Here is a 26,413-nt window from a genome sequence, read left to right as displayed (position 1 = left end):
TTGGAACCGGCCGCTGCCGGGACAGTCGTTGCAAGTTGATCGGTTCGCGACGGGGTTTTGACGGCTCAGGCTCCCGGCGAGCGCTTTACAGGCGTCGGTGCAGTTTGTGTGCCAGTTGATACGCCTTTGGGCGCAATCACCGGCGGTGGTTGCCCGCCCGTGCTGCCGGCACCGGTCAGGCTGCGCCGCACATCCAGATTACGAGAGATCACCAGCACCACCCGGCGGTTGCGCGAGCGTCCCTCGGCACTGGCGTTGCTGGCCACCGGCTGGAACTCGCCGTAACCGACCGACGCCATGCGGCTGGGGTTGATACCGTCGGCCATCATCATGCGCACGATGCTCGAGGAGCGCGCCGAGGACAGCTCCCAGTTGGTCGGGTACTGCGAGGTGCGGATCGGCTGATCGTCGGTGAAGCCTTCGACGTGAATCGGGTTGTCGAAGGGTTTGATGATCTGCGCGACCTTGTCGATGATGGTGAACGCCTTGTCGCTGGGGATGGCGTCGCCGCTGCCGAACAGCAGCCCGGACTTGAGCTCGATCTCGATCCACATCTCGTTGCCGCGCACGGTCAGCTGGTCGGACTTGATCAGGTCGCCAAAGGCGTCGTTGACCTGGTTGGCGATGCTCTGCAACGGCGTGATCGGCGAGGAGATCGCCGCGTCCGGCTGGTCGGCATCCTTGACCAGCTGCTCGGTCGGCTTGGTGGTGAGCACGCGCTCGTCGCCGATCGGGATCGGCTTGACGCTGCGCTCGGGGTCGTTGAACACGCCGATCAGAGCCTGCGACAGCACCTTGTACTTGCCCTCGTTGACCGAGGAGATGGAGTACATGACCACGAAGAAGGCGAACAGCAAGGTGATGAAGTCGGCATAGGACACCAGCCAACGCTCGTGATTTTCGTGCTCTTCGGGTTGACGTCGACGGGCCATGATCAGTCCATGAAGCCTTGCAGCTTCAGTTCGATGGAACGTGGATTTTCACCTTCGGCGATCGACAGGATGCCTTCCAGAAGCATTTCCCGGTAGCGCGACTGGCGCAGGGCAATGGCCTTGAGCTTGTTGGCCACTGGCAGCAGCACCAGGTTGGCGCTGGCCACCCCGTAGATGGTGGCGACGAACGCCACGGCGATGCCGCTGCCCAGTTGCGAGGGGTCGGCCAGGTTGCCCATGACGTGAATCAGGCCCATCACCGCGCCGATGATGCCGATGGTCGGGGCGTAGCCGCCCATGCATTCGAAGACCTTGGCCGCCTGCACGTCGCGGCTCTCCTGGGTGTAGAAATCCACCTCGAGGATGCTGCGGATCGCCTCGGGTTCGGCGCCGTCCACCAGCAGCTGCAGGCCCTTTTGCGCATAGGGGTCGCGCTCGCCGTCGGCGATGGTCTCCAGGCCCAGCAGGCCTTCCTTGCGCGCGGTCAGGCTCCAGGTCACGACCCGGTCGATGCCGCCAGCCAGGTCCACGCGCGGCGGGAACAGCACCCAGCGCACGATCACCAGGGCCCGCTTGAACGCGCTCATGGGTGACTGCAACAGCGCCGCACCGACGGTACCGCCGATGACGATAAGTATCGCCGGGGCATTGAGCAGGGCGCCCATGTGGCCGCCCTCGAGAAAATTGCCGCCGATGATGGCGACAAACGCCATGATGATCCCTATCAGGCTCAGGACATCCATCAGATACACGCCTCCACCAGATGCCGACCGATATCGTCCAGGCCATACACGGCATCGGCCAGGTTGGCCTTGACGATGGCCATCGGCATACCGTAGATCACACAGCTCGCTTCATCCTGCGCCCAAACATGGCTGCCGCCCTGCTTGAGCAGGCGCGCGCCTTCGCGACCGTCGGCGCCCATGCCGGTGAGCACCACCGCCAGGACCTTGTCGCCATAGGACTTGGCCGCCGAGCCAAAGGTGATGTCCACGCACGGCTTGTAGTTCAGGCGCTCGTCACCGGGCAGGATTTTCACCGTGCCACGGCTGTCGACCATCATCTGCTTGCCGCCGGGGGCCAGCAGCGCCAGACCGGGGCGCAGCACGTCGCCGTCCTCGGCTTCCTTGACGCTGATGCGGCACAGCTTGTCCAGGCGTTCGGCGAAGGCGCGGGTGAATGCCGCAGGCATGTGCTGAATCAGCACGATGGGTGCGGGGAAATTCGCCGGCAGTTGGGTCAGCACCCGCTGCAGGGCCACGGGGCCACCGGTGGAGGTACCGATGGCCACCAGCTTGTAGGTCTTGCGCTTGGGCGCCGGTGAGTTGTGCGAGGCCGCCGGCGCGGGCGCCGCTGGCCGCGGCGCTGGTGCTGGCGCCACGCTGCGTCGGGGCACGGCGCTGCCTGCGCTCGACGCGGGGGCAGCCACGGCCGGCGCCGCGACGGGCGCCGAGTAACTGCTGAAGCGGCGGTTGCTGCGCGAGATGCTGTGCACCTTGTCGCAGAGCATCTGCTTGACCTTGTCCGGGTTGCGCGAGATGTCCTCGAAATTTTTCGGCAGGAAGTCCACCGCGCCGGCATCCAGAGCATCCAGGGTGACCCGGGCCCCTTCATGGGTCAGCGAGGAAAACATCAGGACCGGGGTCGGGCAACGCTGCATGATGTGCCGCACGGCGGTGATGCCGTCCATCATCGGCATCTCGTAGTCCATGGTGATCACGTCGGGCTTGAGGGCCTGGGCCTGATCGATGGCTTCCTTGCCATTGGTGGCGGTGCCGACCACCTGGATGTTGGGGTCCGAGGAAAGAATTTCCGAGACACGGCGGCGGAAAAAACCGGAGTCATCCACCACCAGAACCTTGACTGCCATAAACACTCCATGGGAAGGCGCCTGCCCGCAGGCGGCGCCGCCCTTTGTCAGCTACGCCGAGGCGTCAGATACGCCGGGTCGCGTAGCGCTTGAGCATGCTCGGTACGTCGAGGATCAGCGCGATGCGACCGTCGCCGGTGATCGTTGCCCCCGACATGCCTGGCGTACCTTGCAGCATCTTGCCCAGAGGCTTGATGACCACCTCTTCCTGGCCCACCAGCTGGTCGACCACGAAGCCGATGCGCTGGGTGCCCACCGAGAGAATCACCACATGGCCTTCGTGCTGCTCCTCATGGGCCGCCGAAGACACCAGCCAGCGCTTGAGGTAGAACAGTGGCAAGGCCTTGTCGCGGACGATCACCACTTCCTGGCCGTCGACCACGTTGGTGCGCGACAGGTCGAGGTGGAAGATCTCGTTGACGTTGACCAGCGGGAAGGCGAACGCCTGGTTGCCGAGCATCACCATCAAGGTCGGCATGATCGCCAGGGTCAGCGGCACCTTGATGACGATCTTCGAGCCCTGGCCCTTGACCGAATGGATGTTGATGGTGCCGTTGAGCTGGGAAATCTTGGTCTTGACCACGTCCATGCCCACACCGCGGCCGGACACGTCGGAGATCTCGGTCTTGGTCGAGAAACCCGGGGCGAAGATCAGGTTGTAGCACTCGGTGTCGCTGAGGCGGTCGGCGGCGTCCTTGTCCATGACCCCGCGCTTGACCGCAATGGCCCGCAGTACCGCCGGGTCCATGCCCTTGCCGTCGTCGGAGATGGACAACAGGATGTGGTCGCCCTCCTGCTCGGCAGACAGCACCACGCGGCCACCACGGGACTTGCCCGAAGCCTCGCGCTCTTCCGGCGACTCGATGCCGTGGTCGACCGCGTTGCGCACCAAGTGCACCAGCGGGTCGGCCAGGGCCTCGACGAGGTTCTTGTCCAGGTCGGTCTCTTCGCCCACCAGCTCCAGGTTGATCTCTTTCTTGAGCTGGCGAGCCAGGTCGCGAACCAGGCGCGGGAAGCGCCCGAAGACCTTCTTGATCGGCTGCATGCGGGTTTTCATCACCGCGGTCTGCAGGTCGGCGGTCACCACGTCGAGGTTCGACACGGCCTTCTGCATGGCTTCATCGGCGCTGTTGCTGCCCAGGCGCACCAGGCGGTTACGCACCAGCACTAGTTCGCCGACCATGTTCATGATTTCGTCCAGGCGCGCGGTGTCGACCCGCACCGTGGTTTCCGCTTCGCTGGCGGCCGGTTTGTCACCGGCAGGCGCCGCCGCGCGAGCAGGGGCGGCAGGCGCAGCAGCGGGCCCAGCGGCGGGCTTGGCCACGGGCGCAGGCGCTGCTGCCGGCACCGGCGCAGGCTTGGCCGCAACCGGTTCGGCGGCGGCCGGCGGCACTTCGCTGAACTTGCCTTTGCCGTGCAGTTCGTCGAGCAGGTTCTCGAACTCGTCGTCGGTGATCAACTCACCGGCCTTGACCGGCGCCTGGGTGCCGGTGGTGCTCGGCTCGGTGCTGGCCGCAGGCGCAGCGCCGGGAAGGTTGTCGACGGCGAAGGAGCCCTTGCCATGCAACTGATCGAGCAGGTTCTCGAATTCATCATCGGTGATTTCGTCGCTGCCCGCCGCCGGCCTGGCCGGCGCAGCCGCTGCAGGGGCAGCGAACTGGCCTTTGCCATGCAACTGGTCGAGCAGGTTCTCGAACTCGTCGTCGGTGATCTCGTCGCTGCCGGACGCGGCCGGTGCAACAGGCGCAGCGCTGACAGACGCTGGCGGCGCCGCCGGGGCAGGCGCTTCGTGGACGTTGTTGAGCGAGTCGAGCAGCGCTTCGAATTCGAAGTCGGTGATTTCATCGGCTGCGCCGGCAGGCGCAGCGCTGGCCGCAGCCGCCGGCGCGGGTGCCGCCACGGCTGGCGCAGGCTCGGCACCGGCAGGTTCGGCCAGGCGCGCCAAGGCTTCGAGCAGCTGGGGCGAGGCTGGGGTGATGTCGGTGCGCTCGCGCACCTCGCTGAACATGCCGTTGACGGCATCCAGTGCCTCGAGCACCACGTCCATCAACTCAGAGTCGACGCGACGTTCACCCTTGCGCAGGATGTCGAAGACGTTCTCGGCAATGTGGCAGCACTCCACCAGCTCGTTGAGCTGGAGAAACCCGGCACCGCCTTTTACAGTGTGAAAACCGCGAAAAATTGCATTGAGCAAATCCGCATCATCTGGCCGGCTCTCAAGCTCGACCAGTTGTTCGGACAGCTGCTCGAGAATTTCGCCGGCCTCTACCAGGAAATCCTGGAGGATTTCTTCGTCGGCGCCGAAGCTCATATGGGTGCTCCCTGGAATGAAGTAATCACGAGCCTGGGTGTTGCTTAGAAGCCCAGGCTGGACAGCAGATCGTCGACATCGTCTTGACCGGATACAACGTCTTCACGTTTATCGGCATGAATCTGCGGACCTTCACCCCTGGCAGGATGTATTTCGTGATCTTTTTCATCGCGAAGCTGCTGATGGTCGTGTTCGATGCCCGCGAAGCGGTCCACCTGGCTGGCCATCAACACCAGTTTGAGCAGGTTGCTTTCCACTTCCGTGACCAATTGCGTAACGCGCTTGATCACCTGCCCGGTCAGGTCCTGGTAGTCCTGGGCCAGCAGGATGTCGTTGAGGTGGCTGCCCACCTCGCGGTTGCCCTGCTCGCTGCGCGTCAGGAAGCCGTCGACCCGACGAGCCAGCTCGCGGAACTCCTCGGCGCCGATTTCCCGGCGCATGAAGCGCTGCCAGTCGACGCTCAGGGCATGGGCTTCGTCGCTCAGCGCGTTCATCACCGGCGTGCTCTGCTCCACCAGGTCCATGGTCCGGTTGGCCGCGTTCTCGGTCAGCCGCACGACATAGGACAGCCGCTCCGTGGCGTCGGTGATCTGCGAGACCTCCTCGGCCTGCGGCATGTGCGGGTCGATCTGGAAGCTGACGATGGCGCTGTGCAACTCGCGCGTCAGCTTGCCGACTTCCTGATACAAGCCGCGATCACGGGTCTGGTTCAGCTCATGGATCAACTGCACCGCGTCGCCGAACTTGCCTTTTTCAAGGCTGTCCACCAGTTCGACGGCATGTTTCTTCAGGGTCGACTCGAAGTCCCCCAAAGAATTCTTTTTCTGGTCCATTGCGCCCCCGTGGCGGTCATCAGCTGTTGACGCGCTCGAAAATCTTCTCGATTTTTTCTTTCAGCACCTGAGCGGTGAAAGGCTTGACCACATAGCCGTTGACGCCGGCCTGGGCGGCTTCGATGATCTGCTCGCGCTTGGCTTCGGCGGTCACCATCAGCACCGGCAGGTGCTTGAGGCGGTCATCGGCACGCACCTGCTTGAGCAGGTCGATGCCGGACATGCCGGGCATGTTCCAGTCGGTCACCAAAAAGTCGAACCCACCGCTTTGCAGCATCGGCAGCGCCGTGTTGCCATCATCGGCCTCGGACGTGTTGGTAAAGCCCAGATCACGCAACAGGTTCTTGATGATCCGCCGCATCGTCGAAAAATCGTCAACGATGAGGATTTTCATGTTCTTGTCCAATTAGACCTCCAAGCAGTCTTGACTCGCCCAGACCCTGGGCGGGCGTTCAATCAAATCCGATTTTTATCTTCCAGCGACTGCTGTCAGGCATTCCCGTTACCCGCTATCGCGCTCGCCACTCGCCCAGCCGGCCGCGCAGACGTGCCGCGCACTGGCTGTGCAACTGGCTGACACGCGACTCGCTGACCCCCAATACCTCGCCGATTTCCTTGAGGTTCAGCTCCTCGTCGTAATACAACGCCAGGACCAGCTTCTCGCGCTCCGGCAAGCCGGCGATCGCGTCGGCCAGGGCCGCCTGGAAGCGTTCGTCCTCCAGGTCACGCGAGGGCTCCAGCGAACCGCTGGCGCCATCTTCATGCAAGCCTTCGTGTTCGCCGCCGTCCTGCAACAGGTCGTCGAAACTGAACAGCCGGCTGCCCAAGGTATCGTTCAAGATCCCGTAGTAATCGTCGAGACTCAACTTGAGTTCGGCAGCAACCTCGTGATCTTTAGCGTCGCGGCCAGTTTTTGCCTCGATTGCGCGAATCGCGTCGCTGACCATGCGCGTATTGCGGTGCACCGAACGGGGTGCCCAGTCACCTTTGCGCACTTCATCGAGCATCGCGCCACGGATACGGATACCCGCGTAGGTCTCGAAACTGGCGCCCTTGCTCGAGTCGTACTTGGTGGACACCTCGAGCAGGCCGATCATGCCGGCCTGGATCAGGTCCTCCACCTGCACGCTGGCTGGCAGGCGCGCCAGCAGGTGATAGGCGATTCGCTTGACCAGAGGCGCATAGCGCTCGATCAACTCGTACTGCTGGGACTCGCGGGAAGCCTTGCTGTACATACGATATCCGCTCGCGCTCATGATACGGGCCCTGCGCTAGTTTGCTGAACCAGACGTTCGACGAAGAACTCCAGGTGCCCCCGCGGGTTGGCGGGCAACGGCCAGGTATCGACCTTCTGGGCAATGGCCTTGAACGCCAGGGCACATTTGGAACGCGGGAAAGCTTCGTACACCGCGCGTTGTTTTTGCACCGCCTTGCGTACGCACTCGTCGTACGGCACGGCACCGACATACTGCAGTGCAACGTCGAGGAAGCGGTCGGTCACCTTGGTCAGCTTGGCGAACAGGTTGCGACCTTCCTGCGGGCTCTGGGCCATGTTGGCCAGCACCCGGAAACGGTTCATGCCGTAGTCCCGATTGAGCAACTTGATCAGGGCGTAGGCGTCGGTGATCGAGGTCGGCTCGTCGCACACCACCAGCAGGACCTCCTGAGCGGCGCGCACGAAGCTGACCACCGACTCGCCGATACCGGCGGCCGTGTCGATCACCAGCACGTCGAGGTTGTCGCCGACGTCGCTGAACGCCTGGATCAATCCGGCGTGCTGCGCAGGCGACAGGTGCACCATGCTCTGGGTGCCCGACGCGGCCGGCACGATGCGGATCCCGCCGGGGCCTTGCAACATCACGTCGCGCAGCTCGCAGCGGCCTTCGATCACGTCGGCCAGGGTGCGTTTGGGTGTCAGCCCCAGCAGGACGTCGACGTTCGCCAGCCCCAGGTCGGCGTCCAGAAGCATGACCCTGCGGCCAAGCTCGGCCAACGCCAGAGACAAGTTCACTGACACGTTAGTCTTGCCGACGCCACCCTTGCCGCCGGTCACCGCGATCACCTGTACGGGATGCATGCTGCCCATGTTCGTTGTTTACCTTGTCACTTAGACCGAGGCCACACGACCGACTGCGCCTGGACAACCAGGGCATGCAGACCATCGATGTAGGTAGTTTGGAACGTCATCTCACCCATCTCCCTCAGCCCACACGCTTGTCAGGGCTGTGGTAGAGGTCAGCGAACATATCGGCCATGGCCTCTTCGCTGGGCTCCTCCTGCATTTGCACGTTCACCGCGCGGCTGACCAGCTGGTGCCGGCGCGGCAGGTGCAAATCGTCCGGAATGCGCGGGCCGTCCGTGAGGTAGGCCACTGGCAATTCGGTACTGATGGCCAGGCTCAGCACTTCGCCGAGACTCGCCGTTTCATCCAATTTGGTCAGGATGCAACCGGCCAGGCCACAGCGCTTGTAGCTGTGATAGGCGGCGGTCAGCACCTGCTTCTGGCTGGTGGTGGCCAGTACCAGGTAGTTGCGGGCGCGAATGCCGCGCCCGGCCAGGCTTTCCAGTTGCATGCGCAGGGCCGGGTCGCTGGCCTGCAGGCCGGCAGTGTCGATCAGGATCACGCGCTTGCGCAGCAGTGGCTCCAATGCCTGGCCGAGCGACTGGCCCGGGTCGACCTGGGTCACCGAAACGTTGAGGATCCGCCCCAGGGTCTTGAGTTGCTCCTGGGCGCCGATGCGAAAACTGTCCATGCTCACCAGGGCGATGCTCTGGGCGCCGTACTTGAGTACGTAGCGCGCCGCCAGCTTGGCCAGGGTGGTGGTCTTGCCCATGCCGGCCGGGCCGACCATGGCAATCACACCGCCCTCTTCCAGTGGCTCGACTTCCGGGGTATGGATCATCCGCGCCAGGTGGGCCAGCAGCATGCGCCAGGCCTGGCGAGGTTCACGAATTTCACCGGTCAGGCTCAGCAGCTCGCGCGACAGTGGGCCGGACAGGCCGATGCGTTGCAGGCGGCGCCAGAGGTTGGCCTGCTCCGGCTGGCTGCCTTGCAGCTGGGTCCAGGCCAGCGAGCCGAGTTGCACTTCCAGCAGCTCGCGCAGGCCGTTGAGCTCCGAACGCATGGAGTCGAACAGACGCTGGTCGACCGCGGGCTGCGCAGGGGCCACAGCTGCGGCGGGGCGCACCGGCTCGACGAAATTGGGCTCGACCAGCGGCTCGGAGGCGGTCAACGGCAGGCCGGCGAACAGCTGGCGGTTGTTGGCGCCGTCGCTGTCGCTGCGGTTGCTCAGTTCGGCCTGGGCGGAAACGATACGCGATTGGGTCTTGCGCAGTTCATCTTCCAGCTCGATGTTGGGTACGCGGGGGGCCAGCGCCGACAGCTTGTAGTCCAGCGCAGCCGTCAGCTCGACACCGCCGGCGATGCGGCGGTTACCGATAATCGCGGCATCGGCGCCCAGCTCGTCGCGGACCAATTTCATGGCCTGACGCATATCGGCGGCGAAAAAACGCTTCACTTGCATAACCCATCACCCTCAGCCGTTGGGCCCTACTGTCGCGACGATAGTCACTTGCTTGTTGTCAGGAATTTCCTGGTAAGCCAACACATGCAGATTCGGTACCGCCAGACGCCCAAACCGCGAAAGCATCGCTCGAACCGGCCCGGCCACCAGCAGGATCACTGGCTGGCCTTGCATTTCCTGGCGCTGTGCGGCGTCTATCAACGAACGCTGCAACTTCTCGGCCATGCTCGGTTCCAGCAAAACGCCTTCTTCCTGACCCTGACCCGCCTTCTGAAGACTATTGAGCAAGATCTGTTCCAACCTTGGCTCCAGCGTGATCACAGGCAGCTCCGGCTCAATGCCTACAATGCTTTGGACGATGGCGCGGGACAAACCGACCCGCACGTGTGCCACCAAAGCGGCAGTATCTTGACTCCTGGCCGCGTTGTTGGCGATAGCCTCGGCTATGCTGCGGATATCGCGGACCGGGACCTGTTCGGACAGCAATGCCTGCAACACCTTGAGCAGCGCCGACAACGACAGCACACCCGGCACCAGCTCTTCAGCCAGCTTGGGCGAGCCTTTGGCCAGTACTTGCAGCAATTGCTGGACTTCCTCGTGGCCAATCAGCTCGTGAGCGTGCTTGGACAGGATCTGGTTCAAGTGCGTTGCCACTACTGTACTGGCATCGACCACGGTATAGCCTAAAGATTGCGCCTGGCTACGCAAACTCAACTCGATCCATACCGCGTCCAGGCCAAAAGCCGGATCTTTGGCGGTGATGCCGTTGAGGGTGCCGAACACCTGACCAGGATTGATCGCCAGCTCGCGGTCGGGGTAGATCTCCGCTTCGGCGAGGATCACCCCCATCAGCGTCAGGCGATAGGCGCTGGGCGCCAGGTCGAGGTTGTCGCGAATGTGCACGGTGGGCATGAGAAAGCCCAGGTCCTGGGAGAGCTTCTTGCGCACACCCTTGATCCGCGCGAGCAGCTGGCCACCCTGGTTGCGGTCCACCAGCGGAATCAGCCGATAGCCCACTTCCAGGCCGATCATATCGATGGGCGTGACGTCGTCCCAGCCCAGCTCCTTGGTTTCCTGGGTGCGGGTTGGCGACGGCAGCATCTCCTGCTGGCGCGCCACTTCGGCCAGGGCCTGCTCCTTGACCAGGTTCTGTTTCTGCCACAGCAGGTACGCGCCGCCCACAGCCATGGCCGCCAGGCTGAGGAACGACAGGTGCGGCATGCCGGGCACCAGGCCCATGACCGCCATCAGGCCACCCGACACCGCCAGCGCCTTGGGCGAGGCGAACATCTGCCGGTGGATCTGCTTGCCCATTTCTTCGGAGCCCGACGCACGGGTCACCATGATGGCGGCGGCAGTGGACAGCAGCAGCGAAGGCAACTGCGCCACCAGGCCGTCACCGATGGTCAGCAGGGCGTAGACCTTGCCGGCGTCGGCAAAGCTCATGCCGTGCTGGATCATGCCCACGGCCATGCCGCCGAGCAGGTTGATAAAGAGAATCAGCAGGCCGGCGACGGCGTCACCGCGGACGAATTTGCTGGCACCGTCCATCGACCCGTAGAACTCGGCCTCTGCCGCCACTTCCATACGCCGGGCCTTGGCCTGGTTCTGGTCGATGATGCCGGCGTTGAGGTCGGCGTCGATGGCCATCTGCTTGCCGGGCATGGCGTCCAGCGTGAAGCGCGCGCTCACCTCGGAGATGCGCCCGGCGCCCTTGGTCACCACCACGAAGTTGATGATCATGAGAATGGCGAACACCACCATACCGACCACGTAGTTGCCGCCGATCACCACCTCACCGAACGCCTGGATCACCTTGCCCGCCGCAGCGTGGCCCTCCTGGCCGTGGAGCATCACCACCCGCGTCGAGGCGACGTTGAGCGCCAGGCGCAGCAGGGTGGCCACCAGCAGGATGGTCGGGAACACGGCGAAGTCCAGCGGCCGCATGGCGTACACGCAGACCAGCAGCACGACGATGGACAAGGCAATGTTGAAAGTGAAGAACACGTCGAGGAGGAACGACGGAATCGGCAACATCATCATTGCCAACATCACCAGCAACAACAGAGGCACGCCGAGGCTGCCCTGCCCCAGGCCCTTGGCGTTGCTGCGAACCGTATTGATCAGTTGTGAGCGATCCACCGACGTACCCCATTGTGCAAGCAATCTTTTGACGCCCAAGGCGTTGTAACAAGGCTTGTGCAAGAAGCTTTCCAACTTTCCCTAAAGAATTGCAAAGTTGTGTCGAGGGGGATACAGGCGGGAAATAGCGAGAGGTCCAATATGGGGGTGAGTGTTCGTCGAGAGGTCCAATATGGCCACCACCGGCCGCCCGCGCGGCCTATCGCGGGCTTCGCGCGCTCCCACGTCTGTTTCGATATATATGCGTCCAGTAGCATCTCCTATGACCGCTTTTGATGTTCGACGTCATATCGCCGGGCGCCAAGGCGGTCATAGGTGATGGCCGCTGGCGGAACGCGGGCTAAACGAACGTGGGAGCGCGCGAAGCCCGCGATAGGCCGCGCGGGCGGCCGGTGGTGGCCATATTGAACATCCTGCCGGGCGCGATGAAACATCCGCCAGCACATTTCCGGACCAACCCACCAGTAAACCCTCTACGGTTACCCTCCACACATAAGGAGGGCAACGGAATGCCATGGAAAGGGAACACACTCAGAATCGCGCGAGTATCCGAGATCGGGCGCTGCTACATCATTACAACCGTCACAATGGGCCGCCTCCCGGTCTTTCAAGACTGGCGGCTTGGCAGACGGGTGGTCAATGAGCTCAAAGCGCAGCAGGACCAGGGCCGTGCCCGAAGCATCGCGTGGGTGGTCATGCCCGACCATCTACATTGGCTTGTGGAGCTTCAGTCGGGCAGCATCGAGACAGTCGTGCGCCAGGTCAAAGGCCGCTCCGCTCTGGCAGTCAACAAGGCCATTGGGCGAAGCGGCCCCATCTGGCAGCGGGGATTCCATGATCATGCGCTCCGGCGTGACGAGGATCTTCGGCAGGTGGCGCGTTACATTCTGCGCAATCCGCTGGAGGCCGGCCTGGTCGCACGCATTGGAGATTATCCACTGTGGGACGCGTGCTGGATTGGAGATTGATCGCGGGCTTCGCGCGCTCCTACGTGTTCAGCTCGCCACGCGAAGGCGGTCATAGGTAATGCCACTGGCGCAATGCGGGCAAAACAAACGTGGGAGCGCGCGAAGCCCGCGATAGGCCGCGCGGGCGGCCGGTGGTGGCCATATTGGACATCCCGCCGGGCGCATGCCCACGCCTACTCGTCGCGCCGCAGATCCTCGGGAATCGGCAGGTCATCGCCCGGCGGCTTGGGCCGGGGTTTGCCCTGGCCGGCGCGGTATTGGCGGATCTGGTAGACGTAGGCCAGCACCTGGGCGACGGCCAGGTACAGGCCGGCGGGGATCGGCTGGTCAAGCTCGGTGGAGTAGTAGATCGAGCGCGCCAGCGCGGGCGATTCCAGCAGCTGGATCTGGTTCTGCGTGGCGATTTCGCGGATCTTCAGGGCCACGAAGTCGCTGCCCTTGGCCACCAGCATCGGCGCGTTGCCTTTCTCCGGGTCGTATTTAAGGGCCACGGCGTAGTGAGTCGGGTTGGTGATGACCACGTCGGCCTGGGGCACGGCGGCCATCATGCGCCGCTGCGACATCTCGCGCTGCATCTGGCGGATGCGGCCCTTGACCTCCGGACGGCCCTCGGAATCCTTGTGCTCGTCCTTGACCTCCTGCTTGGTCATCTTCATCTTTTCGTTGAAGCTGTACAGCTGGAACGGCGCGTCCAGCGCGGCGATGATGATCAGCCCGCAGGACATCCACAGCGCGCTCCAGCCGACCAGCTGCACACTGTGCAGGATGGCGCTCTCCAGCGGTTGGTGGGCGATGGCGAGGATCTCCGGACGGTCCTTGCGCAGCACCATCAAACCGATGAACAAGGTCAGCGAGAACTTGCCCACGGCCTTGAGCAGCTCGGTGACCGAGCGCGCCGAGAACATCCGCTTGAGCCCGGCTGCCGGGTTCATGCGGCTGAACTTGGGCGCCATGGCGCCCATGGAGAACAGCCAGCCGCCCAGCGACAGCGGGCCGATGATGGCGGCCAGCACCATCAGGATCATGAACGGCTGGGTGGCAAGGATCGCCGCCTTGCCCGACTGCAGCAGAAAGATGCCCATGTAGCGCTGGTCGACGATGACCTCACGGCTGAGGGTGAAATTCCTGCGCATGAGGTCGAGCATCATCTGCGCCATGCCGCCGCCAAACGCCAACAAGCCGCCGGTCCCGGCCAGCATCACCACCAGGGTATTGAGTTCCCGGGAGCGGGCGATCTCGCCCTTCTCGCGGGCGTCCTTCTTGCGCTTGTCGGTGGGGTCTTCTGTCTTGTCCGCGCCGCTTTCGCTTTCCGCCATGTCAGCCGCCTCCCGCCAGGCTTCGCAACCACTGCAGCGACTGGGTCGCCAGCGGCTCGTACTGGTTGAGAATGTCGCCCATGCTCAGCCAGAGAATGACCATGCCGATCACCAGGGTCAGCGGCACGCCAATGGAGAAGATATTCAGCTGCGGCGCGGCGCGGGTCATCACGCCGAACGCCACGTTGATCACCAGCAGCGCGGTGATCGCCGGCAATACCAGCAGGATACCGGCCCCCAGCACCCAGCCCATGCGCAGCACGATGTCCCACAATTTGCTGGTCAGCAAGGTGGCGCCGACCGGCAGCGTGGTGAAGCTTTCGGTGAGCACCTCGAAGACCACGTGGTGGCCGTTCATGGACAGGAACAGCAAGGTCACCAGCATGGTGAAGAACTGCCCCACCACCGGTGACTGGGTGCCGTTGGTGGGATCGACCATGGCGGCGAAGGTCATGCCCATCTGCGTGGCGATGATCTGCCCGGCCACCACGAAGGCCTGGAAGAGAAACTGCAGGGAGAAGCCGAGCATGGTGCCGATGATGATCTCTTCGGCCACCAGCAACAGGCCGCTGAGGTCCAGGGCATGCACCGGCGGCATCGCCGGCAGGCCTGGGGCGATGCACACGGTGATGGCCACCGCCAGGTACAGGCGGATGCGCGTCGACACCAGGGTGGTGCCGATGATCGGCATGGCCATGAGCATCGCCGCCACCCGGAACAGCGGCAGCATGAAGCTGGCGACCCAGCTCTGGATCTGCGTGTCGGTCAGCTGCAGCAGCGAGTTCATGCTCAGCCGATGACTTGCGGGATGCTGGTGTACAGGTTGGTGATGTACTCCATGAAGGTACGCACCATCCACGGCCCGATCACGATCAGGGTCACCAGCATGATCAGCATGCGCGGCAGGAAGCTCAGGGTCTGTTCGTTGATCTGCGTGGCCGCCTGGAACACGGCCACTACCAGGCCCACCAGCAGGCTGGGCAAGACCAGGATCGCCACCATCACGGTGGTCAGCCACAGGGCCTGGCGGAACAGATCGACGGCGACTTCAGGGGTCATGGCGAGATTCTCCTAGGCGGCACGGCGGCGTCAGACGCCACCGAAACTTCCGGCCAGCGTGCCGATGATGAGGGCCCAGCCGTCCACGAGCACGAACAGCATGATCTTGAACGGCAGGGAGATGATCAGCGGCGACAGCATCATCATGCCCATGGCCATCAGCACGCTGGAAATCACCAGGTCGATGATCAGGAACGGGATGAAGATCATGAAGCCGATCTGAAAGGCGGTCTTGAGCTCCGAGGTGACGAAGGCCGGCACGATGATGTTCAGCGGCGCCTGGTCCGGCGAGGCGATGTCGGTGCGCTTGGACAGGCGCATGAACAGGTCCAGGTCGCTCTGCCGGGTCTGCGCCAGCATGAAGTCCTTGACCGGGCCGGACGCCTTGACCACCGCATCCTGGGCGCTGAGCTTCTGCGCCAGGTAGGGTTGCAGCGCCTCGTTGTTCACCTTGTCGAAGACCGGCGCCATGATGAACATGGTCAGAAACAGCGCCATGCCGGTGAGCAGCTGGTTGGACGGCGTCTGCTGCAGGCCCAGGGCCTGGCGCAGGATGGAGAAGACGATGATGATGCGGGTAAAGCTGGTCATGAGCATGACGAACGCTGGAATGAAGCTCAGCGCGGTCATGATCAGCAGGATCTGCAGGTTGACCGAATACTCCTGCTGGCCGTTGGCGCCACTGGTCATGGAGATGGCCGGGATCTGCAGGGGGTCGGCAGCCATCGCCATGGGCGCCGCAATCAACAGCAACAGCGTCAGGCACAGGCGGAACGCGCGCATCACTTCTTATCCTTCTGATCCTTGCCCAGCAGTTCCATCAGGCGCTGGGCGAATTCAGGCGTGGCCTGCTCGGTCTTGGCGGGGCTGATCACGGGTTCCTTGAGCACGTGCAGCGCGGTGATCTGGCCGGGCGAGATGCCGAGCAGGATCTGCTCGCTGCCAACTTGCACCAGCACCAGCCGGTCGCGCGGGCCCAGGGCTCGCGAGCCGACCAGCTCGATCAACTGGCCGGCGCCGCGGCCGCCGTTGAGCTGCACCCGGCGCAACACCCAGGCCATGGCAAAGATCAGGCCCAGCACCAGGGCCAGGCCGAGAATCAACTGCAACACTTCGCCACCCAGACCGGCGCCGACGCCGCTCAGGGCAGCGTTGGCCATGGGCACGGTGGTCGCAACGGTGGTCATAGGTGCGACGGCCGCGGGCGCCGTGGCCGGGCCGGCGGCCGGGTTGACCATGGGCTCGGCCGCCAGCGCCGCGAGCGGCAGCCACAGCGCGACGCTGGCGACGACCCGGCTCAGGCCGCTCATCAACGCAGCTTCTTGATACGTTCGCTGGGGCTGATCACGTCAGTCAGGCGAATACCGAACTTCTCGTTGACCACCACCACCTCGCCATGAGCGATCAGCGTGCCGTTGACCAGCACGTCGAGCGGCTCGCCGGCCAGGCGATCGAGCTCGATCACCGAGCCCTGGTTGAGTTGCAGCAGGTTGCGAATGTTGATGTCGGTACTGCCGACTTCCATGGAGATGGTCACCGGGATGTCGAGAATCACGTCCAGGTTGGGCCCTTCCAGGCTCACGTGATCGTTGCCGCGCGGCGAGGCGCCGAACTCTTCCATGGCCAGGCGCGAGCCGCTGGATTTGGCTGCGTCGGCGGCGAGCAAGGCGTCGATGTCGTCCTGCCCGGCGTCGCCGGATTCACTCAGGGCCGCAGCCCACTCGTCAGCCAGGGCCTGATCGTCCTGGGGAGTATCGTTCTTGTCAGCCATCAGTTTTCCTCGACGGTCAAAATAGTTGGGGTGAACCGAGAGTGCCGGGACTTAGCGGCGCTCGATCGGCTCGATGACTTGCAAGGCCAGGTGGCCCTTGTGCGAGCCCAGCTTGGCCTTGAACGACGGCACGCCGTTGGCGCGCAACACCAGGTGGTCGGGCAGCTCGACCGGAATCACGTCACCAGGCTGCATATGCAGGATGTCGCGCAGCTTGAGCTGGCGCCGGGCAACCGTGGCACCCACCGGCACGCTGACATCCAGCACGTCTTCGCGCAGCGCCTTGCTCCAGCGTTCGTCCTGGTCGTCGAGGTCGGACTGGAAACCGGCGTCGAGCATCTCGCGCACCGGCTCGATCATCGAGTACGGCATGGTCACGTGCAGGTCGCCGCCGCCGCCGTCCAGCTCGATGTGGAAGGTGGACACCACCACGGCCTCGCTGGGGCCGACGATATTGGCCATGGCCGGGTTCACTTCCGAGCTGATGTACTCGAAATTGACGTCCATGATCGCGTGCCAGGCTTCCTTCAAGTCGATGAAGCACTGGTCGAGCACGATGCGCACCACGCGCAGTTCGGTGGGAGTGAATTCACGCCCCTCGATCTTGGCGTGGCGGCCGTCGCCCCCGAAGAAGTTGTCCACCAGCTTGAACACCAGCTTGGCGTCGAGGATGAACAGCCCGGTGCCGCGCAATGGCTTGACCTTGACCAGGTTGAGGCTGGTCGGCACGTACAGCGAATGCACGTACTCGCCAAACTTCATCACCTGCACGCCGCCCACCGCCACGTCCGCCGAACGGCGCAGCAGGTTGAACATGCTGATGCGGGTGTAGCGGGCAAACCGCTCGTTGATCATTTCCAGGGTCGGCATGCGCCCCCGGACGATGCGGTCCTGGCTGGTCAGGTCATAGGCCTTGACGCTACCGATCTCGCCGGAACTTTCTGTGGTGACGAGCCCATCGTCGACGCCATGCAGCAGCGCGTCGATCTCGTCCTGGGACAGCAGGTCCTGCACGGCCATGTCGTGTTCCTACTGCAATACGAAGTTGGTGAAGAGCAGCTGGTCGATGACCGGCTTGCCCACTTCTTTCTGCGCGACTTCCTGGACACTGGCCGTGGCTTTCTGCCGAAGCATTTCCTGGCCGATCGGGGTGTTCAGGGTGTCGAAACTCTGGCCGGAGAACATCATCACCAGGTTATTGCGAATCACCGGCATATGCACTTTCAGCGCATCGAGATCAGCCTGGTTGCGCGCTTGCAGGGTAATGCTGACCTGCATGTAGCGGTCGCGACCGTTCTGTTTGTAGTTGACCACGAAAGCTGGGGAAAGTGGCTCGTAGAGTGCCGGCTGCTTGCCGCTGGTCTTGGCCGCGTCGGCAGCCGGCTTCACTTCGGCAGGCTTGTGCAGGAAGAACCAGGTACCGCCCACTGACCCGCCAATGGCCACCAGCAGCGCCACGACGATGATGATGATCAGCTTGAGTTTGCCTTTGGGCTTTGCTTCGGTGGTGTCTTTTGCCGCTTCGGTCGTCGCCATGCCAATAATCCGTCACCAGTCGAGGAATTTACGAGTGCTGGGGATAGTTGAGCAAGGGTTATGCCAGATTGTTCCGGGGAGGTTCGGCCTTGAGTTCAACATGGCTACTAGCGGCCGCGCGCGCGACCTGATCGCGGGCTTCGCGCGCTCCTACATCTGTTGCATTCAGTGGCATCACCGCGACCGCCTTTGCCGTCCGACGATAGACCGCCAGGCACCAAGCGGTCATAGGTGATGCATCTGGATGCATGCGCCCGAAACAAATGTGGGAGCGCGCGAAGCCCGCGATAGGCCGCGCGGGCGGCCGGTGGTGGCCGTGATTGAATTCAAGGCCTAGCCCTGGATCTGATCGAAGATCAATCCGGCCTGCGGCCTCTCGGGGCCATGCCCCTCCCACGTCGAAGGCGCAGCACCCCACGAAGTGGGAGGGGCATGGCCCCGAGAGGCCGGCAGGCCGGTTTGATCTTCCTGGCGACCGGCGAAATGTCCAATATGGCCACCACCGGCCGCCCGCGCGGCCTGATCGCGGGCTTCGCGCGCTCCTACATCTGTTGCATTCAGTGGCATCACCGCGACCGCCTTTGCCGTCCGACGATAGACCGCCAGGCACCAAGCGGTCCTAGGTGATGCATCTGGATGCATGCGCCCGAAACAAATGTGGGAGCGCGCGAAGCCCGCGATAGGCCGCGCGGGCGGCCGGTGGTAGCCGTGATTGCATTCCAGGTCAGGCCCTGGATCTGATCGAAGATCAATCCGGCCTGCGGCCTATCGTGGCCATGCCCTTCCCACGTCGAAGGCGCAACACCCCACGAAGTGGGAGGGGCATGGCCCCGAGAGGCCGGCAGGCCGGTTTGATCTTCCTGGCGACCGGCGAAATGTCCAATATGGCCACCACCCGCCGCCCACGCGGCCTGATCGCGGGCTTCGCGCGCTCCTACATCTGTTGCATTCCGTGGCATCACCGCGACCGCCTTTGCCGTCCGACGATAGACCGCCAGGCACCAAGCGGTCATAGGTGATGCATCTGGATGCATGCGCCCGAAACAAATGTGAGAGCGCGCGAAGCCCGCGATCAGGCCGCGCGGGCGGCCGGTGGTAGCCGTGATTGCATTCCAGGTCAGGCCCTAATCTGATCGAAGATCAAACCGGCCTGCGGCCTCTCGGGGCCATGCCCCTCCCACGTCGAAGGCGCAGCACCCCATCTGTTGCATTCCGTGGCATCACCGCGACCGCCTTTGCCGTCCGACGATAGACCGCCAGGCACCAAGCGGTCATAGGTGATGCATCTGGATGCATGCGCCCGAAACAAATGTGGGAGTGCGCGAAAACCGCGATAGGCCGCGATAGGCCGCGATGGCGGCCGGTGTCAGCCGCCACGGCATTCACGGTCAGGCGTAATAATCCACCGCACTGGAGCCGATCACCACGCTCTGCGCCACTGCGGCGGCCGCGCCAGCCGAGCTGTCGATGCCTTCCACGCCGCCGCTGTCGCTGCTGCTGCCACCGCGCGAGCTGTTCGCCGCGCGGCTGGCCTGGTCGGCCTGTTGCTGCTGGCCCTGCTGGTTGCGCGACTGGTCGGAGACGTTGACGTCCATCTGCCCCAGGCCTTGCTGGGCGAACATTTCCTTGAGGCGACCCTGCTGGCTTTCCAGGGCATCGCGCACGCCGATGTGGGCGCTGACGAAAGTCACCTGGGTCTGCTGGTCCGGCGCCATGTCGACGCGGATGTTCAAGGTGCCCAACTCGGCCGGCGACAGCTGGATGTCCGCCGACTTGAGGTTCTGGCTCGACAGGTACATGACCCGGTTGACCAGCCCTTCACTCCAGCCACCCTGGTTCATCGCCAGGGCGGTGGACAGCGGGGCGGCGTTGGCAGTCTTGGCTGTGGTCGCGTCGGTTAGGTTCTGCAGGCGGTTGGCAAAGTTGTCCATGCGCGTGTCGGCCGAGGCGCCCTTGACGTCCTTGAGGCCGTCGTCGAGCAGCGACTTGAAGTCTTTGTCGCCGCCTTTGCCGGCATCAGCGTCAGAACCTTGTTGCGTGACGACCTGCGCCGCCAGTCCATTGACGAGGCTGGCGTCGGTGCTGGCGTTGGCATTGCCTGGCGCCGCGTCGTCTGTCTTGGCATGGGCCGAGGTGGTGCCCTGGGCCTTGGCATTCTGCTCGAGCGCCAGGCGCACGGCCGGCAGATCGGCCAGTGCATCGGGCGCCGGGTCTTCGCTGCTGGCCTTGCTGTCGGTGGCGCTGGCGGGCGGTGGCGTGGTCGCCGCCGCCGGCATCATGCTCGCCACCACGGCAGGGTCCAGCATCTGCGGGGCCTGCGGAGCCTGGGCGCTGGCGTCGACCGCCGCCGGGGCGGGCTCGGGCTTGACCTCAGGGGGCGTGGCGGCGGCCAGCAGGGACGGGTCGGTCGGCGCGGCATCGCTGGCGGCGCTGGCCTGATCGTCGTCCTGATCGCCGGCCTGCGCCACCTTGTCAGTCGCATCGCTGGCGTCGCTGCCGCTGGCGGCGCTGGTCTTGTCGGCCGGGTCCGAGGCGTCGGGTTTGTCGGCCTTGGCCACCTTGTCGCTCTTGCCGGCAGTGCCGTTCCTGTCGGCCCTGGCCACGGTGGATGCCTTGGCTGGCAAGTTCTTGCCGCTGTCGGCAACCGCCGGCTTGTCGGCGACCGTCTTGTCCTTGGCAGCGGGCACGTCGTGACGCACTGCCGCCGCCTTGTCGGCGTTGCGCGCCGCGCTGCTGTCGGCCTGGGCCTGGGCCTGCTGGCTGTGCTTGGCGTACAGCTCGGCAAAGCTGGAAGCCGCGTCGCTGTTGGCGTCCAGCACTTTGCTGGCAGGACTGGTACTGGTGACCGGCGTCGTCGTGACGCTGGTCAACTGAAGCAATGGATTTGACGCAAGGGACATGACGGATCTCCGCAAAGCTGGGATCGTGGAATACGGTTACCAGAGCTATAGCAAGAGACGGGCCAACTTTATTTCAAGCGGGATACGAAGGAAGGACTTCAAGACAGAAAGCGCTGACGCTCCTCGGTATAGAGGCGCTGCACCACGACCATCTCGTCGGTGATGGCCTGCAGCAGTTGCGCGGTCTCGGCCGGCGACAGCTGGTGCGCCTGCTGCTCGAGCTGGCGGCACAGCTCGGCCAGCTGCACAGCACCCATGTTGCTGCTGCTGCCCTTGAGGCTGTGCGCAGCCTGGCTCAAGGCCTCGGCGTCGGCGGCGCGCTGCAGCTGTTTGAGGCGCGCACTGGAGTCGCTGAGGAAGGTATCCAGCAACAGCGGATACTCCTGCTCCATGACTTCCTGCAATGCGCCGAGTACGGCTTCATCCAGATGAATGACAGACACTTGTTCGCTCCTTGATCAAGCGCGGATTATGCCAGAGCCTCCCAGCAAAACTCCACGTGGACGCTGCGGCCATCGTCGGCCCAGCTGGCACTGTTGCTCAACTGCCTTACAAGATTCAGGCCACGCCCGGACAGCCCGCGCTCGGCGGCGGCCCGCGCGAGTACCGCGCCGACGTCGAAACCCGGACCGCTGTCCTCGACCTTGATCAGCAACTTGCCGCCGCCGCGCGGCTGCGGAATGACCTCCAGATGCAGGCGCACATAGCCTTCTCGCAGTTGCGTGAGGCGCTCGTTGCGCTGCTCGTAGTACTGGGCAAAGCCTGTGGCATCGCGCTTGAGCTGCGAGTCCAGGCCCAGCACCCCGTGCTCCAGGGCATTGGAGTAAAGCTCGGCGAGTACGCTGTAGAGCGCCCCGCCGCGGCTGCGCAGGCCGTGAATTTCCTGCAGCAATTGCAACAGGTAGGGCAAGGGGTTGAAGCGCTTGAGGGTGTCGGCGCGCAACTCGAAGCTCAGCGACCAATCCAGCGGGCTGGACTCGCCACTGTCGGAGTAGGTCAACGCCGGCGGCGTCAGGCTGTTGGCGGGGACCATGGTGATCTGCACCATGCTGACGTCGTCGCGAGCCTGGCCGCGAAAATCCTCGAGAGCTTGAAGAATGTCCTCGAACAGCCGGTCGGGGTCGCGCTGTTGCGCGCGGTTGGCACTGAACACCTGGCACAGGCGCTCGACGCCGAACTGCTGGTCATCGCCGTCGCTGGTCTCGATGACTCCGTCCGACAGCAGGAACAGCCGATCGCCTTCACTCATCGGGTACACCTCGGTGCCACCCTCGAACCGGCCGGGCGGCAGGACGCCCAGGGGCAGATGGCGCGACACCAGCGGCACCTGCTCGCCGCTGTCCTGGCGCAGCAGGTAGCCGTCGGGCATGCCGCCGTTCCACACCTCCACCGTGCGCCGCTGGAAGCTGACACCGAGCATGGTCGCACAGCAGAACATGTCCACCGGCAGGATGCGCTTGAGCTTGGCGTTCATCTCGCGCAGGGTCTCGGCCAGGCCGTAGCCCTTGGCGGTCATGCCGTAGAACACCTCGGCCAGCGGCATGGCACCGACTGCCGCCGGCAGGCCGTGGCCGGTGAAGTCGCCGAGCAGGATGTGCATGTCGCCGGCCGGGGTGAAGGCGGCCAGCAGCAGGTCGCCGTTGAACAGCGCGTAGGGCGATTGCAGGTAGCGGATATTCGGCGAGCTGAGGCACCCGGAGTGCGCCACCTGGTCGAACACTGCCTTGGCCACGCGCTGCTCGTTGAGCAGGTAGCCGTGGTGGCGGGCGATCTGGTCGCGTTGTTCCATCACCGTCGCCTGCAGGCGGCGCATGCGGTCCATGGCCTTGATCTTGGCCGCCAGGATCACCTGGTTGTAGGGCTTGGCGAGGAAGTCGTCGCCGCCGGCTTCCAGGCAGCGCACCAGCGCCTGCTCCTCGGTCAGCGAGGTCAGGAAGATGATCGGCACCAGCGCTTCGCCGGCCAGCTGCTTGATCTCGCGGGCGGCCTGGAAGCCGTCCATCACCGGCATCATGGCGTCGAGCAGGACCAGGTGCGGGCGCACGTGGCGAAACACGTCGACCGCCTCCTGGCCGTCGCCGGCGGTCACCACCGCATGGCCCTGGCGCCGTACGATGCTCGACAGCAGCAGGCGGTCGGTGACGTTGTCGTCGGCGATCAGGATGGTCAAGGGCTCGAAGGGCTCGATCACTTACCGCGTGCCCTCGCCCTTGGACGGCTCGAACTTGAACAGCTTGTCGAAGTTGGAGATGGCCAGGATCTTCTGCACATCCGGGGTCACGTTGACCAGGTGCACGTCGGAATGATCGCCCCCGGCGTGGTCGCGCAGGAGCAGCAGCATGCCCAGCGCCGAGCTGTCCAGGTAGGTGGTGCCCTTGAGGTCGACGATGAAATGTCTCGGGTGCTCGTTGACCTTTTCATAGGCCAGGCGAAATTCCTGGTGCGCACTGAAATCGAAGCGTCCGGTGACCGTAATGGTAAGGGTCTTGCCGTCCGCGGACAGTTCTGATGTGACGCTCATTGACGAAGCTCCTTGGGAGAAAGGCAGTCCTGACAGAGGTTTAGCACCGACTGGCAGTGCCAGCAAATGCCCTTGAAAAATTTAGCCTGACGCTACAGCTGCTCATGGCGCGGCAGGCGCTGGGACAGCTCGTCGAGCAGCCGTTGCTCGCGTTTGTCTTCCAGTGCCCGTGCCTCGTCGATGTAGCGCTGCACCAGCTTGCGCAGGCCTTCCACCCGCGCGTAGGCCTGCTGCCAGGCGGTGCGCGCGGTGTAGAGGTTGTTCTCGTGCCAGGCCAGGCTCTTGCGCTGCTGGGCCACGGCGGTTTCCAGCTGGTTGAGAAAGCGCTGGTAGTTCATCAGCCACTGCCCGGACACGCCCTTGCTGCCGTTGGCAATCCACTGCTGCTGGTAGTCGCTGCGAAAGCGTTCGAGTTCTGCCAGCTTGGTCTCGGCCAGGCGCACCTGACCCTGGAAGTGACCCAGGCGCTGCACAGCGCTGCGTTCGACCTTTTCGGCCATTTCCACCACTGGGGCCAGGCGGGCGGCGCGGCTGGTTGCCATGGCTTACCTCGGGGCGACGGGGGTGAACACGGCGGCCAGCCGCTCGCGGCTGTCCTGCATGCTTTCATTGTCGTTCAGGCCCTGGCGCAGGTAACGCACCATGGCCGGTTGCAAGGCGATCGCCTGATCGGTGTCGCGGTCGCCGCCGGCGACATAGGCGCCGACGCTGATCAAGTCGCGACTCTGCTGGTAGCGTGACCACATCTGCTTGAACTGCTGGGCCTGGCCCAGGTGCTGGGGGGTGACCACCGACGGCATGACCCGGCTGATGGACGCCTCGATGTCGATGGCCGGGTAGTGGCCCTCCTCCGCCAGGCGCCGCGACAGCACGATGTGGCCGTCGAGCACACCCCGTGCCGAGTCGGCGATCGGGTCCTGCTGGTCGTCGCCTTCGGACAGCACGGTATAGAAGGCTGTGATCGAACCGCCGCCGGCCTCGGCATTGCCGGCCCGTTCCACCAGCTTGGGCAGCTTGGCGAACACGGACGGCGGGTAGCCCTTGGTGGCCGGCGGCTCGCCGATGGCCAGGGCGATTTCGCGCTGGGCCTGGGCGAAGCGGGTCAGGGAGTCCATCAGCAACAGGACATTCTTGCCCTTGTCGCGAAAATATTCGGCGATGCGCGTGCAGTACATGGCCGCGCGCAGGCGCATCAAGGGCGCGTCGTCCGCCGGCGAGGCCACCACCACCGAGCGCTTGAGGCCCTCGCTGCCGAGGCTGTGCTCGATGAACTCCTTCACCTCGCGACCCCGCTCGCCGATCAGCCCGACGACGATGATGTCGGCTTCGGTGAAGCGGGTCATCATGCCCAGCAACACCGATTTACCCACGCCGGTACCGGCGAACAGGCCCAGGCGCTGGCCGCGGCCGACGGTCAACAGACCGTTGATGCAGCGAATGCCCACGTCCAGCGGCACACTGATAGGGTCGCGCTTGAGCGGGTTGATGGTCGGGCCGTCCATCGGCACCCAGTCTTCGGCCTTCATGCCGCCCTTGCCATCCAGCGCGCGGCCGGCGCCGTCGAGCACACGGCCGAGCATGGTCATGCCCATGGGCAGGCGGCCGGTGTCCGGCACCGGCACCACGCGGGCGCCCGGGGCGATGCCAGCCACGCTGCCGACCGGCATCAGGTACACCTTGCTGCCGGCGAAGCCCATCACCTCCGCTTCCACGGAGCCGGCGTCGTAGCCGTCGTCGTTGATCACCACGCAGCGGCTGCCCATGGCCGCGCGCAGGCCCTCGGCCTCCAGGGTGAGGCCGACCATGCGCAGCAGGCGGCCTTCGAGCACCGGCTGGCGCGGCAGGTTGATATTGGCTTCGTAGGTGCTCAGGCGTTTGCCGAAGCTGGTGCGTTCAAGTTTCATCGGGCTCGCCCTGCGCTGGTCACCTTAAACCTGGGTTGCCGGCAGGTCGGCGGCAGCGGTGGTCAATTCCACCACCATGTCCGACTGCTCGGGGTGCATCGCCTGCTCGTGCATCTGGTCGAACAACTGCGCCACGGCCAGGCTGATGCGGGTTTCCATGCTGGCATCGATGCGGCTGTGTTCGGTTTCGACCCGGCAGCCGCCTGGCATCAGCACGTCGTCCTCGAGGATCTTCCAGTTCTCCTCGTGCTTCTCGCGCAGGGCCTTGATCTGCTCGAAATCCTGCGGGTTGACGAAGATGCGGATGTTGTTGGCGCCCATCGGCAGCAGCTTCAAGGCCTCGCGCAGCACCCGTTCGATCTGGCTCGAGTCGTTGCTCAGTTCGCGCTGGATGACCTGGCGGGCGATATGGCCGACCAGGGTCACCAGGGATTTCTCTATTTGACTGTCCTGCTCGGCGATGGGTTCGAACAGGTGCGACATCAGTTCGTCGAGCACCTGCAGGCGCCCGGCCAGGGCCGCGTCGGCTTCCTGGCGGACCTTGAGCTGGGTGCTGTGAAAGCCGTCGCGTTCACCGGCGGCGAAGCCTTCGTTGTAGGCCTCCTGGCGAATCGCTTCGAATTCCTCGAGGGTCATCGGCTGCACCTCGTCGAGGGGCACCTCCTCCATCAGCTCCTGCACGGCAGGTTCGGGTTCGGGCTCAGGCTCGGGTTTTTCCGGGTCGAAGCTGGGCAAGGCCCAGACATCCAGGCCTTCCAGATCCTTGGCGCGGATCAGGTCGCTGAGCGGTTCGTTGGGGCGAGACATTGAGCGGGTTCCTGATGCG

The 26,413-nt window shown here is 64.3% G+C and carries 26 protein-coding genes; 1 reads left to right on the top strand and 25 read right to left on the bottom strand.

What is annotated here, in order from left to right; genetic code table 11:
* Nucleotides 1–65: 65 nt before the first annotated feature.
* From motD to flhA, 10 genes are all read right to left on the bottom strand, one after another.
* Nucleotides 66–935, bottom strand: coding sequence for a flagellar motor protein MotD (gene motD, locus SFA35_RS08260; RefSeq protein WP_414058531.1), 870 nt, complete (start codon nucleotides 933–935; stop codon nucleotides 66–68).
* Nucleotides 935–1,675, bottom strand: a complete 741-nt coding sequence (locus SFA35_RS08255) for a flagellar motor protein (RefSeq protein ID WP_320577117.1) — start codon at nucleotides 1,673–1,675, stop codon at nucleotides 935–937. Before SFA35_RS08255 ends, motD begins: the two co-directional genes overlap by 1 nt.
* Nucleotides 1,675–2,802: a chemotaxis response regulator protein-glutamate methylesterase gene (locus SFA35_RS08250; RefSeq protein WP_320577114.1), complete on the bottom strand. Its 1,128-nt coding sequence runs from the start codon at nucleotides 2,800–2,802 to the stop codon at nucleotides 1,675–1,677. The genes SFA35_RS08255 and SFA35_RS08250 overlap by 1 nt, the downstream gene beginning before the upstream one ends.
* A 64-nt stretch (nucleotides 2,803–2,866) precedes the next feature.
* Nucleotides 2,867–5,113 carry a chemotaxis protein CheA gene (locus SFA35_RS08245; RefSeq protein ID WP_320577112.1) on the bottom strand — a complete coding sequence of 749 codons (2,247 nt, stop codon included), beginning with the start codon at nucleotides 5,111–5,113 and terminating at the stop codon, nucleotides 2,867–2,869.
* Between the two features lie 44 nt (nucleotides 5,114–5,157).
* On the bottom strand, nucleotides 5,158–5,946 hold the full coding sequence (locus SFA35_RS08240) for a protein phosphatase CheZ (protein ID WP_320577109.1): 789 nt from the start codon (nucleotides 5,944–5,946) through the stop codon (nucleotides 5,158–5,160).
* 19 nt (nucleotides 5,947–5,965) lie between these two features.
* Nucleotides 5,966–6,340, bottom strand: coding sequence for a chemotaxis response regulator CheY (locus tag SFA35_RS08235; protein ID WP_213876002.1), 375 nt, complete (start codon nucleotides 6,338–6,340; stop codon nucleotides 5,966–5,968).
* 115 nt (nucleotides 6,341–6,455) lie between these two features.
* Nucleotides 6,456–7,205: an RNA polymerase sigma factor FliA gene (gene fliA / locus SFA35_RS08230; RefSeq protein ID WP_320578908.1), complete on the bottom strand. Its 750-nt coding sequence runs from the start codon at nucleotides 7,203–7,205 to the stop codon at nucleotides 6,456–6,458.
* Nucleotides 7,199–8,032: a flagellar synthesis regulator FleN gene (gene fleN, locus SFA35_RS08225; RefSeq protein ID WP_320577106.1), complete on the bottom strand. Its 834-nt coding sequence runs from the start codon at nucleotides 8,030–8,032 to the stop codon at nucleotides 7,199–7,201. Before fleN ends, fliA begins: the two co-directional genes overlap by 7 nt.
* Nucleotides 8,033–8,147: 115 nt before the next feature.
* On the bottom strand, nucleotides 8,148–9,470 hold the full coding sequence (gene flhF / locus SFA35_RS08220; RefSeq protein WP_320577105.1) for a flagellar biosynthesis protein FlhF: 1,323 nt from the start codon (nucleotides 9,468–9,470) through the stop codon (nucleotides 8,148–8,150).
* Nucleotides 9,471–9,482: 12 nt separating this feature from the next.
* Entirely contained in the window at nucleotides 9,483–11,612 is a 2,130-nt protein-coding gene (gene flhA / locus SFA35_RS08215; RefSeq protein WP_320577103.1) for a flagellar biosynthesis protein FlhA, read from the bottom strand.
* A gap of 509 nt (nucleotides 11,613–12,121) precedes the next feature.
* Between flhA and SFA35_RS08210 the strand changes: the two genes are divergently transcribed.
* The gene (locus SFA35_RS08210; protein WP_320577101.1) at nucleotides 12,122–12,580 is read left to right on the top strand and encodes an REP-associated tyrosine transposase; all 459 of its coding nucleotides are present in this window, start codon (nucleotides 12,122–12,124) and stop codon (nucleotides 12,578–12,580) included.
* A gap of 173 nt (nucleotides 12,581–12,753) precedes the next feature.
* Here the strand turns inward: SFA35_RS08210 and flhB are convergent, their stop codons facing one another.
* The 15 genes from flhB to fliH all read right to left on the bottom strand — a co-directional run bounded on the left by flhB (nucleotide 12,754) and on the right by fliH (nucleotide 26,394).
* Nucleotides 12,754–13,896: a flagellar biosynthesis protein FlhB gene (gene flhB, locus SFA35_RS08205; protein WP_320577100.1), complete on the bottom strand. Its 1,143-nt coding sequence runs from the start codon at nucleotides 13,894–13,896 to the stop codon at nucleotides 12,754–12,756.
* A gap of 1 nt (nucleotide 13,897) precedes the next feature.
* Nucleotides 13,898–14,683 (bottom strand): flagellar biosynthetic protein FliR, encoded by a 786-nt coding sequence (fliR, locus tag SFA35_RS08200; RefSeq protein WP_320577098.1) that lies wholly within the window; start codon nucleotides 14,681–14,683, stop codon nucleotides 13,898–13,900.
* Nucleotides 14,684–14,685: 2 nt separating this feature from the next.
* Nucleotides 14,686–14,955: a flagellar biosynthesis protein FliQ gene (fliQ, locus tag SFA35_RS08195; protein ID WP_320577095.1), complete on the bottom strand. Its 270-nt coding sequence runs from the start codon at nucleotides 14,953–14,955 to the stop codon at nucleotides 14,686–14,688.
* Between the two features lie 30 nt (nucleotides 14,956–14,985).
* Complete coding sequence (gene fliP / locus SFA35_RS08190) at nucleotides 14,986–15,738, bottom strand: flagellar type III secretion system pore protein FliP (protein ID WP_320577093.1); 753 nt, start codon at nucleotides 15,736–15,738, stop codon at nucleotides 14,986–14,988.
* Nucleotides 15,738–16,265, bottom strand: coding sequence for a flagellar biosynthetic protein FliO (gene fliO, locus SFA35_RS08185; RefSeq protein ID WP_320577091.1), 528 nt, complete (start codon nucleotides 16,263–16,265; stop codon nucleotides 15,738–15,740). Before fliO ends, fliP begins: the two co-directional genes overlap by 1 nt.
* Nucleotides 16,265–16,726, bottom strand: a complete 462-nt coding sequence (fliN, locus tag SFA35_RS08180; protein WP_320577089.1) for a flagellar motor switch protein FliN — start codon at nucleotides 16,724–16,726, stop codon at nucleotides 16,265–16,267. The genes fliO and fliN overlap by 1 nt, the downstream gene beginning before the upstream one ends.
* 51 nt (nucleotides 16,727–16,777) lie before the next feature.
* Nucleotides 16,778–17,746 (bottom strand): flagellar motor switch protein FliM, encoded by a 969-nt coding sequence (gene fliM / locus SFA35_RS08175; RefSeq protein WP_320577087.1) that lies wholly within the window; start codon nucleotides 17,744–17,746, stop codon nucleotides 16,778–16,780.
* Nucleotides 17,747–17,755: 9 nt separating this feature from the next.
* Entirely contained in the window at nucleotides 17,756–18,262 is a 507-nt protein-coding gene (fliL, locus tag SFA35_RS08170) for a flagellar basal body-associated protein FliL (RefSeq protein ID WP_320577085.1), read from the bottom strand.
* Nucleotides 18,263–19,650: 1,388 nt separating this feature from the next.
* Entirely contained in the window at nucleotides 19,651–21,162 is a 1,512-nt protein-coding gene (locus SFA35_RS08165; RefSeq protein WP_320577083.1) for a flagellar hook-length control protein FliK, read from the bottom strand.
* Between the two features lie 98 nt (nucleotides 21,163–21,260).
* Entirely contained in the window at nucleotides 21,261–21,605 is a 345-nt protein-coding gene (locus SFA35_RS08160; RefSeq protein WP_320577081.1) for an Hpt domain-containing protein, read from the bottom strand.
* A gap of 26 nt (nucleotides 21,606–21,631) precedes the next feature.
* Nucleotides 21,632–23,350, bottom strand: coding sequence for a fused response regulator/phosphatase (locus SFA35_RS08155; protein WP_320578906.1), 1,719 nt, complete (start codon nucleotides 23,348–23,350; stop codon nucleotides 21,632–21,634).
* Between the two features lie 3 nt (nucleotides 23,351–23,353).
* Complete coding sequence (locus tag SFA35_RS08150; protein ID WP_320577079.1) at nucleotides 23,354–23,683, bottom strand: STAS domain-containing protein; 330 nt, start codon at nucleotides 23,681–23,683, stop codon at nucleotides 23,354–23,356.
* Between the two features lie 92 nt (nucleotides 23,684–23,775).
* On the bottom strand, nucleotides 23,776–24,225 hold the full coding sequence (gene fliJ, locus SFA35_RS08145) for a flagellar export protein FliJ (RefSeq protein WP_320577077.1): 450 nt from the start codon (nucleotides 24,223–24,225) through the stop codon (nucleotides 23,776–23,778).
* A gap of 3 nt (nucleotides 24,226–24,228) precedes the next feature.
* Nucleotides 24,229–25,587: a flagellar protein export ATPase FliI gene (gene fliI, locus SFA35_RS08140; protein WP_320577075.1), complete on the bottom strand. Its 1,359-nt coding sequence runs from the start codon at nucleotides 25,585–25,587 to the stop codon at nucleotides 24,229–24,231.
* Between the two features lie 24 nt (nucleotides 25,588–25,611).
* The gene (gene fliH, locus SFA35_RS08135; protein WP_320577073.1) at nucleotides 25,612–26,394 is read right to left on the bottom strand and encodes a flagellar assembly protein FliH; all 783 of its coding nucleotides are present in this window, start codon (nucleotides 26,392–26,394) and stop codon (nucleotides 25,612–25,614) included.
* Between the last annotated feature and the right edge of the window lie 19 nt (nucleotides 26,395–26,413).

The organism is Pseudomonas sp. HR96, assembly GCF_034059295.1.
Classification (GTDB): Bacteria; Pseudomonadota; Gammaproteobacteria; order Pseudomonadales; family Pseudomonadaceae; genus Aquipseudomonas.
Note: the sequence above shows the minus strand (reverse complement) of the source record. Positions and strands in the feature narration are given on the sequence as shown.